Here is a 16,150-nt window from a genome sequence, read left to right on the forward strand (position 1 = left end):
CGGTCACTCAATCTTTATGGTTATCAAAGGGTAAACAGTTAATCACACCCGCCACAGGCAAGCTTCATGGTGGAAACTGGAAGGAATCGCCCGTCTATTTACGAAGCATCGCTTCATCGGAGTCCTGAACGTGAATATCAATTCAAGTTTTCTCACTGCAAACCAAGAATACCAGAAAGGCAACTACATCGGTGCCTTGCATGTTCTGAACGGATTGCTGGACACAAGACAGGACACCAGAACTTACGCGCTGCTGGGCAGGACATTCCTGAAGCTTGATATGAAGGAAGAGGCTGCCTCTGCTTTCGCGCTTGCTGGCAATGCTGGCGGTACCGACGCCGAAAGGCATCTGCACAATGCCATGATGCTGCATTACGAATGCGGCAACGAGGATGAAGCGCTCGTTATTGCCAAGAAATTCCTTCACAAGGCTCACAAGGATGCCGACGTGGCGTTTGTCATGGCGTCCATCTTTATCAAGCGCGGCCAAAAGGACATTCTGGGCGCTTTGAGAAAACCTCTGATCGAAAGCGCAAAACCAAATCATCTTGCCGTTGCGCTGCATCTGCTGGCCGACGCGCCTCATGATGAAGATAACTTCAAAACCATCCGCCGCACGCTGAAACTCTTCCCGGACAATCAGGGTGTGCGCCTGCTGCATCTCATTCACTCGCGTGAGTTCTGCGAATTCGAATCCATGCGCAAGCATCAGCCAATTCTGGACGCCGAAGTTGCCGGTGGTAACCTCGATATCATCCGTGCGGGCAGCCCGTTCTACAGCCTTATGTGGTGTGGCGATGAAAAGTTGAACCAGATTGCCGCCATGGCAACCCGCGCTTACGAGCCGGGTACACCAGAGCGCCGTCGTGCGCGGCCACACGACTGGTCGAATGAAAAGATCCGCGTTGGTTACCTGTCCTACGACCTGTGGGATGCACACGCGACAATGAAGCTGTTGGGCAACGTTCTCGAGCGTCACGACCGTGACCGTTTTGAAATCACCCTGTTCTGCTACACACCGGAAGAACACCTCGGCTTCAACAAATTTGACCGCAGTCTGTGGGGCAATGTGGTTCGTATCGTTGATATGACGGATGAAGAAGCCGCAAACACCATTCGCGCTCATAATATTGATATCCTCGTTGACCTCAAGGGCCACACCAAGGGTAACCGTACCCAGATCATGAATCACGAGACTGCCCCGGTTCATGTGTCCTGGCTCGGCTTTCCTGGTACATCGATCAATCTGGATATCGACTACATCATCGGTGACAGGTTTGTGCTTCCGGAATATTCCAAGCCTTACTTTTACGAAAAATTCTGCCGTCTGCCCGAAACCTATCAGCCGAACGATCCAGTTCATCGCCCTGCGCCGCGTGGCGCAACGCGCAAGGACTTCGGTCTGCCGGAAGATGCCTTCATTTTCGCGTCGTTCAATGCCAACCGCAAGATCACCGCAGAATATATCGAAATCTGGGGTACGATCCTCGAGCGCTGCAAAAACAGCCTGCTCTGGATAATGGTGGACAATGAACGTGCTCGCACCAACATCCTCAAGGAAATGGACAGCCGTGGCATCAGTGCCAAGCGCGTGCTGTTCTCTCCAAAGGTAAGCTACGAAGAGCACCTTGACCGTCTGAACCTCGCGGATGTCGGTCTCGATACATTCCCGGTAAACGGTCACACCACAACCTCGGAACAGCTGTGGGCTGGCCTGCCGGTTTTGACACGTGTCGGCACCAACTTTGCCTCGCGCGTCAGTGAAAGCCTGCTGCATGCAATTGGCCTTCCGGAACTGGTTGCGCAGGACGATGCCGAATATCTGGAAAAGGCAATTGCTCTCTACGAAAACCGCGAGAAGGCTGCTGAGTACAAACAGCGCCTCACCGACAACCGTTTTGTAGCACCGTTGTTCGATGCCGAGCGTTTCTGCCAGCATCTGGAACGCGCTTACGAAATGATGGTCGAAGAAGCCAAGGCAGGTCGTGCACCTGAACACTTTGACGTTCCGTCATTCCCGGCACGCGAAGGCAACTTCGCGCCACCAGCCGAGATCTGATAGGAACAGAGACAGAAAACAAAAACTGCCGGGGTTTCCCGGCAGTTTTTTTATGTCCAGAGATCAGGAAAAATTGCCATAAAAAAGGGCCTGTGAAAATCACAGGCCCTTTGTTTAATTATCATGCGTCCGGCGTCGCCTCAAAGGGATTGCCGGATGCGAAATGCGGAACGACGACGGTATCATAAGCCTTGAGCGCGGCACCGATTGCCTGATGCATGTCGAGGTAACGATAGGTGCCAAGACGTCCACCGAAATGGATGTTCTTCTCAGCTGCTGCACGCTGTTTGTAGCGCAGGAACAGTTCCTTATCGCCTCGGGTGTCGATTGGGTAATAGGGTTCGTCCTGACGCTGCGCAAAACGAGAATATTCCCGCACGATCACGGTTTTTTCATTCTGGTATTGCCGCTCCGGATTGAAGTGGCGAAACTCCAGAATGCGGGTATAGGGAATGGCTTCGTCTGCATAGTTCATGACGGCGGTACCCTGAAAATCACCGGTGGCAAGCGTTTCCTGTTCGAAGTCGATTGTCCGCCAGCCAAGTTCACCTTCGCTGTAATCGAAGTAGCGGTCTATCGGTCCGGTATAGATGATGGGGACGCCAGCCGGCAGCGAATTCTTCACTTCAAAAAAGTCGGTGTTCAGCAAAAGCTGGATGCGCGGATTATCAAGCATCCGTTCAAAAATCGCGGTGTAACCGTCTGTCGGCAAACCTTCGTAGGGGTCGTTGAAATAACGGTTGTCGAAGTTATAGCGGACCGGCAGGCGGGTGATGATGCTGGCTGGCAGATCCCTCGGGTTGGTCTGCCATTGCTTGGCGGTATAACCCTTGATGAAGGCGTCATAGAGCGGACGGCCAATCAGCGAGATTGCCTTTTCTTCCAGATTTTCAGGAACGCGGTCGCCCAGTTCCGCAGCCTGCGAACTGACCAGTGCCCGGGCTTGCGCCGGCGACATGCGCTTGCCGAAAAACTGGCAGATGGTGCCGAGGTTGATCGGCATTGCATAGACCTGATCTTTATAACTGGAATAGACCCGGTGGCGGTAATCGGTGAAAGAGGTGAAACGGTTGAGGTAGTTCCAGACGGTTGCATTCGGCGTATGGAAAAGATGCGCGCCGTATTTATGCACTTCGATACCGGTTTCCTGATCGAACTCGCTATAGGCGTTACCGCCGATGTGGCTTCGGCGGTCAATGATCAGAACGTTTTTTCCAAGCTCGTTGCTTACCCTCTCGGCAATTGTTGCGCCGTAAAATCCGGCACCGACAATGATGAGATCGACATTCTGAAAATCATGCATGGTTTCTGCTTGTCCGTATCAAAAGGTCATTCGGCGGCGTTCAAGGTAGCCGAAAAAATCGCGTTTAGCTGCTCTACACGTGGCATGCCGAGCTTTTCTCAGGCTTGCGAGCCGGGGCCACGTCTTGAATGACAAAGCCCCGCCCACCTTTAGTCGGGTGGGCGGGGTTTGAATATTCAGGTCTCAATGCTGTTGTCAGGCTTTGAAGCCGTACTGAATGGCGTGATAGGCGGAAACAACAGCTGCAATCTGTCCGGCATCCAGAGCATCGATCTGCGATGTGGTGATTGCCTTTAGCTGGTCGGTCGACAGGCTGGAAATATCACCGGCCGACAGGCCAGCCAAAGCAGCCGTGCTGATGGCGGCGATGTCAGCAGTCGAGAAGGTGGCAATATCCGCAGTCTTCAGCGCGTCAATCTGTGCAGCGCTCAATCCAGCCACTTGTTCGGGTGTCAATGCCTCAACCTGTGCGGTGTTCAATGTGCCGATCTGTGCCGTCGTCAGGCCGATAATCGCCTTGGGGCTGATGGCCATGATCTGCTCGGTCGAGAACTGGGCAATGTTCGCCGTACCCAGAGCCGCGACCTGAATGGCATTCAACGCCGCAATTTGGCCGGTTTTCAATGCGCTGATTTGGGCCGAGGTGACCGACGTCAGTTGCAAGTAGCTCAATGCCGCCATCTGCGCCGTGGTCAAGGCCGCAACATGTTCGTTCGACAGCGTTGCTATTGTCGCCGACGACAGGCCGGAGATCGCCGACGCACTGATCGCTGCAATGTCCCCCGTTGAAAGCACTGCCAGATCTTCGCTGGACAGAGCGGCAACTTGCGATGCTGTCAGCGCAGAGATCTGCGCCGACGACAGCACATCGATCTGGGCGGTGGAGAGTGCCACAATCTGCGCTGACGTCAGGCCGGAAATGGCACTGGTGCTCAGCGAGGCAACCTGCTCATTGGACAGCGAGGCAATCGTTGCTGTGGAAAGACCGGAAATTGCGCTGGCACTAATCGCCGCCATATCCGCTGTCGAGAATGTTGCCAGCTTTTCTTTCGAAATGGCTCCCATCTGCGAGGAGGTCAGCGAAGCGATCTGCGACGAGGACAGGGCAGAGACCTGATCGGATGACAAGGCGGAAATATTGGAAGAGGTCAGTCCGGCGATGGCATTCGGATTGATCGCCGCAATATCTGCCGTCGAGAAGGCTGCCAGATGTTCGCTTGTCAGCGCCTTGACCTGCGTCGAGGTCAACGCGTTGATTTGCGCTGAGGACAGGGCGTCGATTTGCTCACTGCTGAGGATGGAGACCTGCGCAGAGCTGAGCGCCGCAATCTGTGCGGTTGTCAATGCCGCGATTTGGTCGTGTTTCAGTGTCGCCGTATTGGCGGTTGAAATTCCCGGCAGTGCGGACGCACTGATCGCTGCAATATCTTCTGTCGAGAAGGTTGCCAGTGCCTCGCTTGATAGGGCGCCAAGCTGCGTTAAGCCCATGGCCGCGACCTGCGTCGGGGTCAATGCCTCCGCCTGCGCGGTTGTCAGCGCAGCAATTTGCGCTGTGGTGAGGCCCGGAATGGCGCCGGTGCCCAGAGCCACAATCTGATCGGTCGACAGTGTCGCGATATTCGCCGTCGACAGTGCCTTAATCTGCGTTGAACTCAAGGCGCCAAGCTGCGCGGAGGACAATGTGCCGATCTGGCTGCTGGTCAACGCAGCAATCTGTGCTGAGCTCATGGCTGAGATCTGCGCAGATGTCAGTGCCGCAATCTGTTCGCTTGAGAGAGCCGCGACATTGGCGGTTGACAGGCCGGGAAGGGCTGTTGTGCTGATCGAGGCAATATCGGCAGTCGAGAACGTGACGATATCGTCCGTAGACAGTGAGTTGATCTGTGCCGAACTCAAGACCGCCACAACGGTCGAGGTCAGCGCCTCGGCCTGTGCGGTAGACAGTGACGCAATCTGGGTTGTGGTGAGACCCGGAATGGCCGCCGCATTCAAGGCGGCAATCTGCCCCGTCGTCAATACGGAGATGCCTTCGGTTGAAAGCGCCTTGATCTGGGTCGAGGTCAGGGCACCGATCTGTGCCGAAGACAGGGTTGCCAGCTGGCCGGTGGTCAGGGTGCCGACCTGTGTCGAGGTCATCGCCGCGACCTGTGCGGTGATCAGCGCTGCAATCTGGTCGTTGGACAATGACGCAAGATTTGCCGTCGAAAGCCCTGGGATAGCGGAGGCGTTGATGGCGGCAATGTCATCAGTCGAAAATACCGCCAGCTTCTCCTTGGACAATGCACCCAGTTGTGTCGAGGCAAGTGCTGCCACCTGCGCAGAGCTCAGCGCTTCGGCCTGAACGATCGAAAGGGCAGCAATCTGCGCCGTTGTCAGACCGGGTATCGCTTTGGTGTTCAAAGCGGCAATCTGGTCAGCCGACAGAGCGCTGATGCTCTCATTGGTCAGAACCTTCACTTGCGCCGATCCGAGTGCGTTGACTTGTGCGGTCGACAGGGCAGAGACCTGACTTGCGGACAATGCGGTGATCTGTGCAGAGCTGAGCGCACCAACCTGTGCACTTGTCAGAGCCGACAACTGATCGCCACTCAGCTTCGCGATATGGGTGGTCGAAAGACCGGCAATGGCACTCGCATTGATGGCGGCAATATCTTCTGTGGAGAAGGTTGCCAGCTTTTCCGTGCTAAGCGCTGCCAGCTGTGCGGAACCGAGCGCTGCGACCTGTGAAGATACCAGAGCTTCAGCCTGTTCGCTCGACAAGGCGGTAATCTGGCCGGTCGTGAGGCCTGGAATTGCCTTGGCGTTCAACGCTGCAATCTGGTCCGGGGTCAGCGCCGCAATGCTATCCGTCGACAGTGCCTTGATCTGCGTGGAGTTCAACGCGTTGATCTGTGCCGTGGTCAGGGCCGAAAGCTGGCCGGTCGACAAGGCAGAAATTTGTGTTGAACCCAGTGCGGCGATCTGTGCGCTGGTCAGCGCAGAGACATGTTCGTCGCTCAGCGATGCGATGTTGGATGTCTGAATACCTGCAATGGCACCGGTATTGATGGCTGCAATATCTTCGGTCGAGAATGTTGCCAGCTTTTCTTTCGACAACACTGACAGCTGTGTCGAGCTCAAGGCTGCAACCTGCGCAGATGTCAGGGCTTCTGCCTGATTGGTCGACAGGGCGGCAATATGAGCCGTTGTCAGGCCGGCAATCGCCTTGGTATTCAGTGCCTCGATTTGTTGCGTTGTCAGGGCGACAATCCGGTCGTTAGGCAAAACCGCAACCTGCGCCGAGGTCAGCGCCGATATCTGGCTGGTTGACAGCGAATTGAACTGCCCGGTGGTCAGGGCGGTAATCTGGTTGGTTTTAAGCGCTGCAATCTGCGCGCTGGTCAACACTGCGACCTGATCGGCACTCAAGGCTGCAATATTGGCAGTCGACAGGCCGGCCAATGCCGACGAGGTAATAGCAGCAATATCCGCCGTCGAGAATGTTGCGAGATCCTCAGGGGTCAGTATCGAAATCTGTGTCGAGCTAAGAGCTGCCACCTGAAGCGCCGTCAACGCTTCGACCTGGGCTGTCGACAGCGTATCAATCTGTGCCGTTGAAAGGCCAGCAACCGTCTTGGTGTTAAGCGCCGCAATCTGATCGGTCGACAGGGCCGCAATCATGCTGTTCGACCAGTTTGCGATCTGGGTCGAGCTTAATGCGTTGATCTGGGTGGTGGCGAGAGCGGCAATCTGCTCCGAAGACAGTGCGGTAATCTGTGCAGAATTAAGTGCGGCAATCTGTGTGGTCTTGAGTGCTGCAATCTGCTCAGAGCTGAGTGCAGTCATATTGGCCGACGACAGACCGGCAAGGCCGGATGCGCTGATGGCGGCAATGTCAGCCGTCGAGAAGGTCGCCAGATCTTCACTTGAAAGAGCGGCGATCTGTGTCGATGTCATGGCGCCAACAAGCGCCGATGTCAGGGCCTCAGCCTGGGCCGTGGACAGTGACGCTATCTGCTGCGAGCTCAAACCGGAGATGGCTTTGGTGTGGAGTGCAGCAATTTGGTCTGTCGACAGAACCGTGATTTTTTCGGTTGCCAATGCGGCCAATTGCGCGGAGCCGAGCGCGTTGATCTGTGCGGAGCCCAGCGCAAAAAGCTGCGTGGACGACAGCGCGGTCATTTGCGCGGAGCTCAGGCCCGGAAGTGCCTTGGTGCTCAAGGCTGCAATCTGGTCCGTCGAAAGCGTGGTGACGGCCTCTGTCGAGAGCGCCTTGACCTGTGTCGAGGAGAAGGCCGCGACCTGTGAAGACGATAGGGCTGCGAGCTGGCCCGTGGTCAGCGCGGCCATCTGTTTTGTATTGAGGGCTGCAACTTGACTGGTCTTGAGGGCGGCGATCTGTTCCGAGCTGAGTGCGGTAAGACTGTCGGTGGAAATACCTGACACGGCTGAGGTTGTCAGGGCGGCGATTTCGGCCGGGGTAAAAGTCGCCAGATATTCGCCCGGCAGGACGGCAATCTGCGCGGAGGTCAGGCTTGCCACCTGCGACGACGTCAGCGCTTCCGCCTGAATGGCCGACAATGCTGCAATCTGTGTCGATGTCAGTCCTGCAATGGCTTTTACATTCAACGCGGCAATCTGTTCGGCAGTCAGTGCCGCCACACTTTCCGTCGACAAGGCTTTGCTCTGTGTCGATGTCAAAGCGGCAATTTGCGTCGTCGAAAATGCTTCGACCTGATCTGATGTCAGCGCGGTGATCTGTCCGGAGGTCAGCGCTGCAATCTGCGTTGCCTTGAGTGCGCTCAGATGTTCCTGCCGCAAGCTGGCAACCGCAAAGGTCGACAGGCCAGCAATTGCGGCTGTGCTGAGGGCCGCAATTTCGGCTGTTGTAAAGGTGGCCAGATATTCGCCGGTCAGGGCGCCAGCCTGCGCAGCCGTCAGCGCGGCAATCTGCGTCGAGTTCAACGCCGCAGCCTGAGCCGTTGACAGTGTCTGGATTTGAGCGGTCGACAGGCCGACAATAGCCTTGGCAGACAGAGCAAGGATCTGGTCGGCATCCAGTGCTGCAATGCTTTCTGTCGTCAGTGCACGCACCTGAGCGGAACTCAATGCTGCAATTTGCGCGGTCGACAGCGCATCGATCTGATGTGATGTCAGGGCTGCGATCTGCAATGTTTTCAGGGCAGCAATCTGCGTGGTCTTCAAGGCTTCGGTATGAGCCGTGCTCAACGACGCCAAGGCTTCGGTCGAAAGACCCGAGATGGCAGATGTACTGAGAGCTGCAATTTCAGCCGTTGTGAATTTCGACAGATATTCGCCCGTCAGCGCAACGGTCTGCGTGCTGGTCAGTGCGGCAATCTGCGCCGAATTCAAGGCCTCAACCTGGGCAGTCGTCAGTGCCTTGATCTGCAAAGACGTCAGGCCAGGGATTGCCTTTGTTGCCAGTGCAGCGACCTGGTCCGTCGACAAAGCTGAAAGGCTCTCAGTGGTAATTGCCTTGACCTGTGCAGCGGTCAGCGCGGCCACCTGGGCGGAGGTCAATGCATGAAGCTGTGCCGAGCTTAGAACCGCAACTTGCGCAGTTGTCAGTGCCGCGATCTGCAGCGTTGTCATGGCAGCCGTCTGGGCTGTCGACAGCGCATGCAACTGGTCAGTCGTAAAGCCAGGTGTTGCCTTGTTGCTGAGCGCGGCTAGCTGGTCGGTTGACAGGGCGGCCACACTTTCCGTCGACAGCGCGCGAACCTGCGTGGAGGTCAGAGCGGCAATCTGTGTCGAGGACAGGGCTGACATCTGGCTTGAGGTCAGTGCGCCAATCTGTGCGGCGCTCAGCGCCGTCACTTGTGTCTTTTTCAGTGCCGCCAGCTGCGCGGTTGTCAGGGCCGCAATATTTGCCGTGGAAAGACCGAGAATGGCAGCGGTGCTGATTGCCGCAATATCGGCCATCGAGAAGGTGGCCAAATCTTCCTTGGACAGTGCGGCGATCTGCGCGGAACTGAGCCCTGCGACCTGCGCCGAGGTCAACGCCTCTGCCTGCGTTGTCGAAAACACAGCAATCTGGTCGGTCGTCAGGCCCGCAATGGTCTTGACGTTCAGCGCCGCAACCTGCTCGGCGGAAAGAGCCTTCACATTGTCGGTGGAAAGAACCTTGATTTGTGCAGAACCGAATGCGGCGACCTGTGTGGTTGAAAGGGCTGCAAGCTGGCCTGAACTCAGGGCGGCAATCTGCGTTGTCTTGAGCGCCGCAATCTGGTTGGTCTTGAGGGCAGCAACCTGCTCGGAGCTCAAGGCAGCAATATTGGCGGTTGAAAGGCTGGCAAGTGCCGATGTGCTGAGAGCGGCAATTTCTGCCGGTGTGAATGTGGCAATATCTTCACTCGACAGGCTGGCAACCTGGAGCGCCGTCAAGGCGGAAATCTGTGTGGAGGTCAGGGCGCTGATCTGGATCGAATCCAGCCCGACGATCTGTTGGGTATTAAGTGCCGCGACCTGTGCAGTAACGAGACTTTCGATCTTGTCTGACGACAGGATAGCCAACTGGTCCAGCGTCAAACCAACAATGGCAGAGGGAGAAATCGCCTTGACCTGGGTCGTCGAAAACGCTGCCAGGTCCTCGGTCTCCAGCGCAGCAATCTGCGTGGAGGAAAGAGCCTTGATCTGTGTTGTCGACAGGGCGGCAATATCGTCTGTTTTTAGCGCCGCAATATCGGCAGTCGAGAGCAACTTGATCTGGCTGACGGTCAGTGAAGAAATATTCGAAATCATAAACGAAGCCTTTTGATGTATCTCACCGCTTGAGGTGCTGCTTTGCAGGCCTTCGAAAGGAAAACGTCAGAACAGTAACTGCCATTTTCGTGAGTTTCGTGCTGGCAATATCATCTGCCGCCTGTTCAGCCTGAAAATGCATGCGATTTGACACCTGCACACTGCCGCGATTTATGCTGAAACATGCTTGCCTGAGGCTGATCTGAGGCGATTGGTAAAACCCACGGTTTTATTATTCACAGGGGCTGATAGACGGCTGCATGGGCACTGGCCGGTTGCCGCATTGCGACAACCGCAGAAGGTGTTTGAAAAAGAGGACCATCCGTCGTTATTTCGCCTGTGGCCACAAACGGCAGTCACGGGCAACCGGGCTGTAATTGTCGCGTGTTGCCAGTTTTTTGAGGTACCGATGCTTGAGGCTTTCTTCGTCCTCGAATTCCACATGCTGAGCCACGATTTCGCCGCCAATCTCGTAATAGAGATCGAGATTTGCCAGGTCCGGAACCGGTGTCTCACCGCGCTCGCCTGCAACCTGCATCTGCCAGTACAATTCCTCAAGCCGTGCGGCAAGTGCAGGCATGTCGCGCAGTGTGCTTGTTTCGCGTTGTTCCTGCAGTGATGTTTTGACTGCTGCCAGGCTTTGTGGATCCTGCGCAAAGGCAATGGCGCGCGCCACGTAGTCATCGGGAGATGCACATGCCAGTTCTGGAATGCCCGCTGCGCTGATAATGCTTGTGCAGAAACGCGAGGCAAAGGTTTTACCCGGCATGGTCAAAACTGGGAGGCCCATGGTGATGGCGTCGGCGGCGGTGGAATGTGCGCCGTAAGGGAACGTATCCAGAAAAAGGTCGGCAAGACCGATCCGGGCAAGATGATCAGGATTGGCAGCTTTCGGTGCATAGATCAGACGCTGCGGGTCCACACCCTGCTGCTCTGCCAATTGGCGCAGGCGCTGATTGACGGGCTCGTCTCCGGCCAGCAACCACAGTACGCTTCCCGGTGTGGCTTTGAGAATGGCCATCCATCTGCCGAAGCAGTTTTCGGTGATCTTCTGCATGCCGTTGAATGAGGCATAGACAAAAGCATCCTGCGGCAGGCCGGTGGACGCGCGGTCCGGACGTTGTGCGATAACGCGCTTGCGGTCTACCGGCTGATTGCAGGCAATGCGCAGAACCTTCTCGGTGTAATAGATTTCACTCGATTGCGGCACGGTGTGTTCATCACCGATGATGTAGTTGTGGAACGGGCTGCCCATCGTGCCGGGATAACCGCAGAAATTGACGATAACCGGTGCCGGACGATAAGCAAAAATCTTCGTTCTGGCGTTTTTGGTGTAGCCGTTCACATCGATGAGAATATCGATATCGTCATTGTAGATGGTCCGCGCCGCGTCAACATCGGCAATGGCTGTGATGTCGCGCCAGTTGTCGGTTGCAGCCTTGATACGGTTCTGAGTGGCATCAAGCGGGCGGTCGTCGCCGGAATAGTAGGCGAAGATTTCGACACTGTCCTTGTTGTGAAGTTCCAGCACTTCACACAGCGCAAAACCGACGGCATGTTCCCGCAAATCCGACGATACGTAACCGATGCGCAAACGCTGCCCGGTACCTGTTTTCTGCTTGACCTGTTTGCGAACAAAACCACTGGTATCGGGGCGTCCGACAAGCGACTTGTGATAACGGTAGGCCTTCGCCAGCTGAAATAGCGGGTCATCGGAATAACAACCCAGTGTCAGCGGAGACATGGAATCAATCAGCTTGTCGACAGGTACATGTTCCGATGGCGTCAGGATCGGCCATTTGCACTGGCGCTGACGCAGCGACGACCAATGTTGACCGGCCTCGGTCCTTTCAGGCTTCAATTCCATTGCCTGCCACAGGGTGGTTTCTGCATCTTCCAGCAGGCCGGCCCCTTCCATCACGCGGCCAATATGTTGCAGGCACATCAGGCGGTGATTGATCCGTTCAGGGGTGATGTCGTTGGTGGCTTCGGTAAAGGTTCGCCACTGTTCAATCGCCTGCCGGGCAAGGCCGGAATCTTCCAGCGCACGGCCCAGATTGATGTGGGCTGCGCCGAATTGCGGATTGAAATTGACGCTGGCGCGCAATGACTGCACGGCACCGGCAATATCGCCCATCTGGCTCTGCGTGACCGAATAGTTGAAGTAGGCAAGATGAAGCAGCGGGTTTGTGTCGTTAAAGGCAACCCATGTCTTGTAGAAATCACCTGCAGCCCCGTGATGACCGGCGGCATTCAACGTTTCGGTAATTTGAAACAGTTCAAGCAGTGAAAGCTGCCCGTGGCGTGCCTTGTGCAAAGCGCCTGTGAGAGCTGCTGCGCCATCGGATGCAAGAGCTGGATCGTTGGACATGAGTACTCCACAACAGGCAAGCAGACTGAAAGTGCTTGAATTTGGTAACAGGTCGTCAGCGTTCCCTAATTTGTCTAGCTTGCGTTGGACTGGACAGGTTGCCGGAAGACGCGCAGGGAAGGGCATGCCGTTTACACGAACTCAGGCCAACGTTAAAAAATGCATGATTAATATCCGGCCTTATACAGCATTGGACCAGGAGGCGTGCCTGCGTCTGTTCGACGGCAATGTGCCGAAATTTTTCAACCCTTCCGAGCGGAAGGCTTTTGTAACTTTCCTGCAGGATCTCTCAGTGAGGACTGCTTTTCTGGTAATCGAAAACGACGGCGTCATCATCGCCTGCGGTGGCCATGTGATGGAAGACGACGGCCAAACCGCTGGCCTGTGCTGGGGCATGGTCGATCAATCACTGCATGGCCAAGGACTTGGCCGGTTGCTGACGGACGCACGTTTGCAAGCCATCCACAAACAGCCATCTGTCCAGCGCGTTCGCCTCGATACCAGCCAGCACACTCACGCTTTTTATTCGCGGTTTGGTTTTTCCGTTGAAAAGGTCGAGAAGGACGGTTACGGCCCCGGTCTCGACCGTCATGATATGGTGCTTTTATTGTGACTGGTTCGGCCTGGGTTTTACATTCGGGCGAGGCAGGGTCAGAGCGAGCACCGTGCCGAGCAAGGCAAAGCCACCGGTCAATGCAGCAACGGCAAACCAGCCGCCATGCTGCCAGAACCAGCCGGCGACAGAACCGGTAACACTGGCGCCGAGATAATAAAACAGCAGGTAAAGTGATGCCGCATGTCCCTTATGGCGGCCTGCGACCGGACCCACCGCACCGCTCGCCACCGAATGGCCGATAAAATAGCCGGTTGCGACAAGGGCAATGCCTGCTGATATGATGACAAGCGACGTTGAAAGGGTCAGCAACACTCCGACCAGCATGATCGCGAAGCCGGCAAGCAACAACGGTTTGCGGCCGAACTTATCCGCAAGGCCGCCGGCCACCGAGGATGAGACTATCCCGAGCGCGAAGGCAAGAAAGATCAGGCTGACCTGCGACTGGCTGAGAGCATAGGGCGTGCCGGAAAGGCGGAAGGTCGTATAGTTGAACAAGGCGCTGAAGATACTGGTGAGCGTGAAGCCAAGTGCGTAGACCCTAAGCAACCGTCCATTGCGCAAGTGCATGCTCCAGGCCTCGATATGAAAGCGTGGATCAAAGCCTGGCTGCCGCACGAAGTTTCGTGATGGCGGTAACAACCTCAGAAAGACAACCGCAGCGGCAAGACACAAAACCCCGAGAACAATCATGGCGACGTGCCAAGAGGCATAATCGGTCACCAGACCCATTCCGACACGGCCCATCATTGCCCCGAAGGCGGTACCGCCAATGTAAAGGCCCATTGCCTTGCCGAGATGAGCAGGATCAATTTCTTCCGCCAACCATGCCATGGCAACGGCAGGTACGCCACCCAACACCACACCTTCCAGTGCGCGCGCCACAAGCAGCCCGTGCCAGCTGGGAACTAGTCCGGCCACGATGTTGAGTAATGCGGCCAGCGACATGGAAACGAACATCAGGCCGCGTCGTCCGAGCGCCTGCGAAAATGCGCCAGCCAGCACGATTGAAACGGCGAGCAGCCCGGAGGTCAAAGACAGGGCAAGCGAGCTTTCAGCCGGACTGACACCGAATGATCGCGCAAATTCTGGCAACAATGGCTGCACACAATAGATCAGCGAAAAACTCGCAAAGCCAAGAAAAAACAGCGCGTATCCGGCGTTGCGATAGTCTCGCGTGCCGCGCCGAATCCATGAGGGTGGAATTTCCTGAATTTCAACTGGTGGATTTTCCTGGGATAGGTCGGTTCCAACATCCCGTTGGAGGGCAGCAGCTTGAGACATGATATGCAACTTTCTTTGTTGCCGTCATTGTCCGACTTTGTCCGTCATGTGTCCAATATATGGAAATGGCGTTTGCAATATGTTATGTAAATATCATGGAGCTTCGTCACATCCGCTATTTTCTCGCCGTCGCCGAGGAAGGAAACTTCACCCGCGCTGCTGCCAAGTTGGGCATAGGCCAGCCGCCGCTCAGTATCCAGATCAGGGATTTGGAGGCTGAAGTCGGCACTCAATTGTTCCATCGTCTGTCGCACGGTGCCGAATTGACCGAGGCGGGCCAGGCTTTTTGGGACGCGGTGCATACAATGCCGGCGCAGGCAAACACCGCTATTCGTGCAGCGCAGCGGGCATCCCGAGGGGAAACCGGACGGTTGCGGCTTGGATTTACCGGCACGGCGGCGCTCAGCCCCATCGTTTCGGCAACCATTCGTGCCTTTCATCGCAACTATCCCGAGGTGGAGTTGACGCTTGAGGAGGCCAATTCTGTGGCGCTGACCGCAGGCCTGATCGAAGGTAGGCTCGATGCCGCCATTCTGAGACCCAACAGTGCAGATCCGCCAGAGATTCGCGAATATCTGCTGAAACGTGAGCCGCTGGTCGCAGTTCTGCCGGTCGCGCATCCGGCGGTTACGGCAGATTCCGATGTCGAACTGGCATCACTGTCCACAATACCGCTGATTGTTACACCACGCGAAATCGGCGTCAGCCTGCATGAGGCAGCCATCGCCGCCTGCCGTAGCGCCGGGTTTGAACCGCTGCTCGGACAGTTTGCGCCGCAGATTGCTTCTATCCTGTCTCTGGTTTCCGCTGAGTTGGGTTTTTCGCTTGTCCCGGCTTCCATGGCCCAGTTCAATGTCATGGGCGTGGCATTTCTGACGCTGCGCAGCGAACAGCCAACCGTCGATCTTGCAGTCGCGCATCTCAAGACACGGCCATCGCAATCGGCCCTGAATTTTACCAAGGTGGCGCGTGGTCTTAGATCGGGAGACGGGGAAGGTCTGTCATAGAGCTTTCAGAAAACCAATCTATCCTGCCGGCAGCTTGATTGGAACGAGAGCGATTTATCGCTTGGCATGCATTCAAGGGAAGTTTTTGAAGAGCCTATGGCGGACAGGGTGGGATTCGAACCCACGGTACGCTTTCACGCACACACGCGTTCCAGGCGTGCGCCTTAAACCACTCGGCCACCTGTCCTTCATGAGAGACTGCATGTTTTGGAAACCTGCAAATCAACTGGAACGGCGCGATATATACCGATGAATCTCAAAGGATCAACCGCAATTTGACACTTTTTTTTATCGCGGTGCAAAAGCCTGTGTATAGCGCGATTGCAAATCGCCTTTTCGGCCTTTAATTCTAAGGTTCTGACGAGATGATTTTCCCTGCGCAGCCTGTGAGGATATACGGCATTGAAATCTTTGGCGAGAATCCTGAGTTTCGTGCTCCTATGTGTGGCCATTGTTGCGGGAACCTTTGATTCTATCCGCTCTGTGGCCACCTCTTCGGTTGATATGACCAGCACAATCGCTGCCTGGAAGGATATTTATCCGTCGTCGCTGACCATGGCAGAAGGCACGGTGACGCACTATATTCACCCCGACGCCTGGGGATGGTTGGTAGCCTGGTTGAACAGTCTTCCTGCCTTCGCGCTGTTTCTTGCTTTGGCATTGCTGTTTTGGATGGTCGGTTATCGCAAACCGCAAATCCGCAGCCGCTTTGGCTGACAGTCCCGCTCCACGCTGCATGTGAAACCTCAAGCAAACGGATCGTTTGATCCGC

Annotated in this window: 8 protein-coding genes and 1 tRNA gene; 4 read left to right on the forward strand and 5 right to left on the reverse strand. The window is 55.9% G+C overall.

Features of this window, described 5'->3' with window-relative positions:
• Nucleotides 1-130 precede the first annotated feature (130 nt).
• Nucleotides 131-2,059 carry a glycosyl transferase gene (locus IB237_RS02035; RefSeq protein WP_192486939.1) on the forward strand — a complete coding sequence of 643 codons (1,929 nt, stop codon included), beginning with the start codon at nt 131-133 and terminating at the stop codon, nt 2,057-2,059.
• A gap of 121 nt (nt 2,060-2,180) precedes the next feature.
• On the opposite strand, the gene glf is transcribed toward IB237_RS02035, so the two are convergent.
• The 3 genes from glf to IB237_RS02050 all read right to left on the reverse strand — a co-directional run bounded on the left by glf (nt 2,181) and on the right by IB237_RS02050 (nt 12,474).
• Nucleotides 2,181-3,362 (reverse strand): UDP-galactopyranose mutase, encoded by a 1,182-nt coding sequence (glf, locus tag IB237_RS02040; RefSeq protein ID WP_192486940.1) that lies wholly within the window; start codon nt 3,360-3,362, stop codon nt 2,181-2,183.
• 195 nt (nt 3,363-3,557) lie between these two features.
• Nucleotides 3,558-10,103: a hypothetical protein gene (locus IB237_RS02045; RefSeq protein WP_192486941.1), complete on the reverse strand. Its 6,546-nt coding sequence runs from the start codon at nt 10,101-10,103 to the stop codon at nt 3,558-3,560.
• Nucleotides 10,104-10,431: 328 nt separating this feature from the next.
• Complete coding sequence (locus IB237_RS02050) at nt 10,432-12,474, reverse strand: glycosyl transferase (RefSeq protein ID WP_192486942.1); 2,043 nt, start codon at nt 12,472-12,474, stop codon at nt 10,432-10,434.
• Between the two features lie 163 nt (nt 12,475-12,637).
• Between IB237_RS02050 and IB237_RS02055 the strand changes: the two genes are divergently transcribed.
• Nucleotides 12,638-13,087: a GNAT family N-acetyltransferase gene (locus IB237_RS02055; protein ID WP_192486943.1), complete on the forward strand. Its 450-nt coding sequence runs from the start codon at nt 12,638-12,640 to the stop codon at nt 13,085-13,087.
• Here IB237_RS02055 and IB237_RS02060 read toward each other — a convergent pair.
• A complete protein-coding gene (locus IB237_RS02060; protein ID WP_192486944.1) occupies nt 13,079-14,371 on the reverse strand; it encodes an MFS transporter in 1,293 nt (430 codons plus the stop codon). The two genes, IB237_RS02055 and IB237_RS02060, sit on opposite strands and share 9 nt — an antisense overlap.
• Before the next feature lie 95 nt (nt 14,372-14,466).
• Here IB237_RS02060 and IB237_RS02065 point away from each other — a divergent pair, with 95 nt between their 5' ends.
• Entirely contained in the window at nt 14,467-15,378 is a 912-nt protein-coding gene (locus tag IB237_RS02065; RefSeq protein WP_192486945.1) for a LysR substrate-binding domain-containing protein, read from the forward strand.
• 97 nt (nt 15,379-15,475) lie between these two features.
• Here the strand turns inward: IB237_RS02065 and IB237_RS02070 are convergent.
• Nucleotides 15,476-15,565: transfer RNA gene (locus tag IB237_RS02070), tRNA-Ser, on the reverse strand.
• 317 nt (nt 15,566-15,882) lie between these two features.
• Between IB237_RS02070 and IB237_RS02075 the strand changes: the two genes are divergently transcribed.
• The gene (locus IB237_RS02075) at nt 15,883-16,095 is read left to right on the forward strand and encodes a hypothetical protein (RefSeq protein ID WP_246787611.1); all 213 of its coding nucleotides are present in this window, start codon (nt 15,883-15,885) and stop codon (nt 16,093-16,095) included.
• The last annotated feature ends 55 nt before the right edge of the window (nt 16,096-16,150 follow it).

Source organism: Agrobacterium sp. AGB01 (assembly GCF_014851585.1).
Taxonomy (GTDB): Bacteria; Pseudomonadota; Alphaproteobacteria; order Rhizobiales; family Rhizobiaceae; genus Agrobacterium.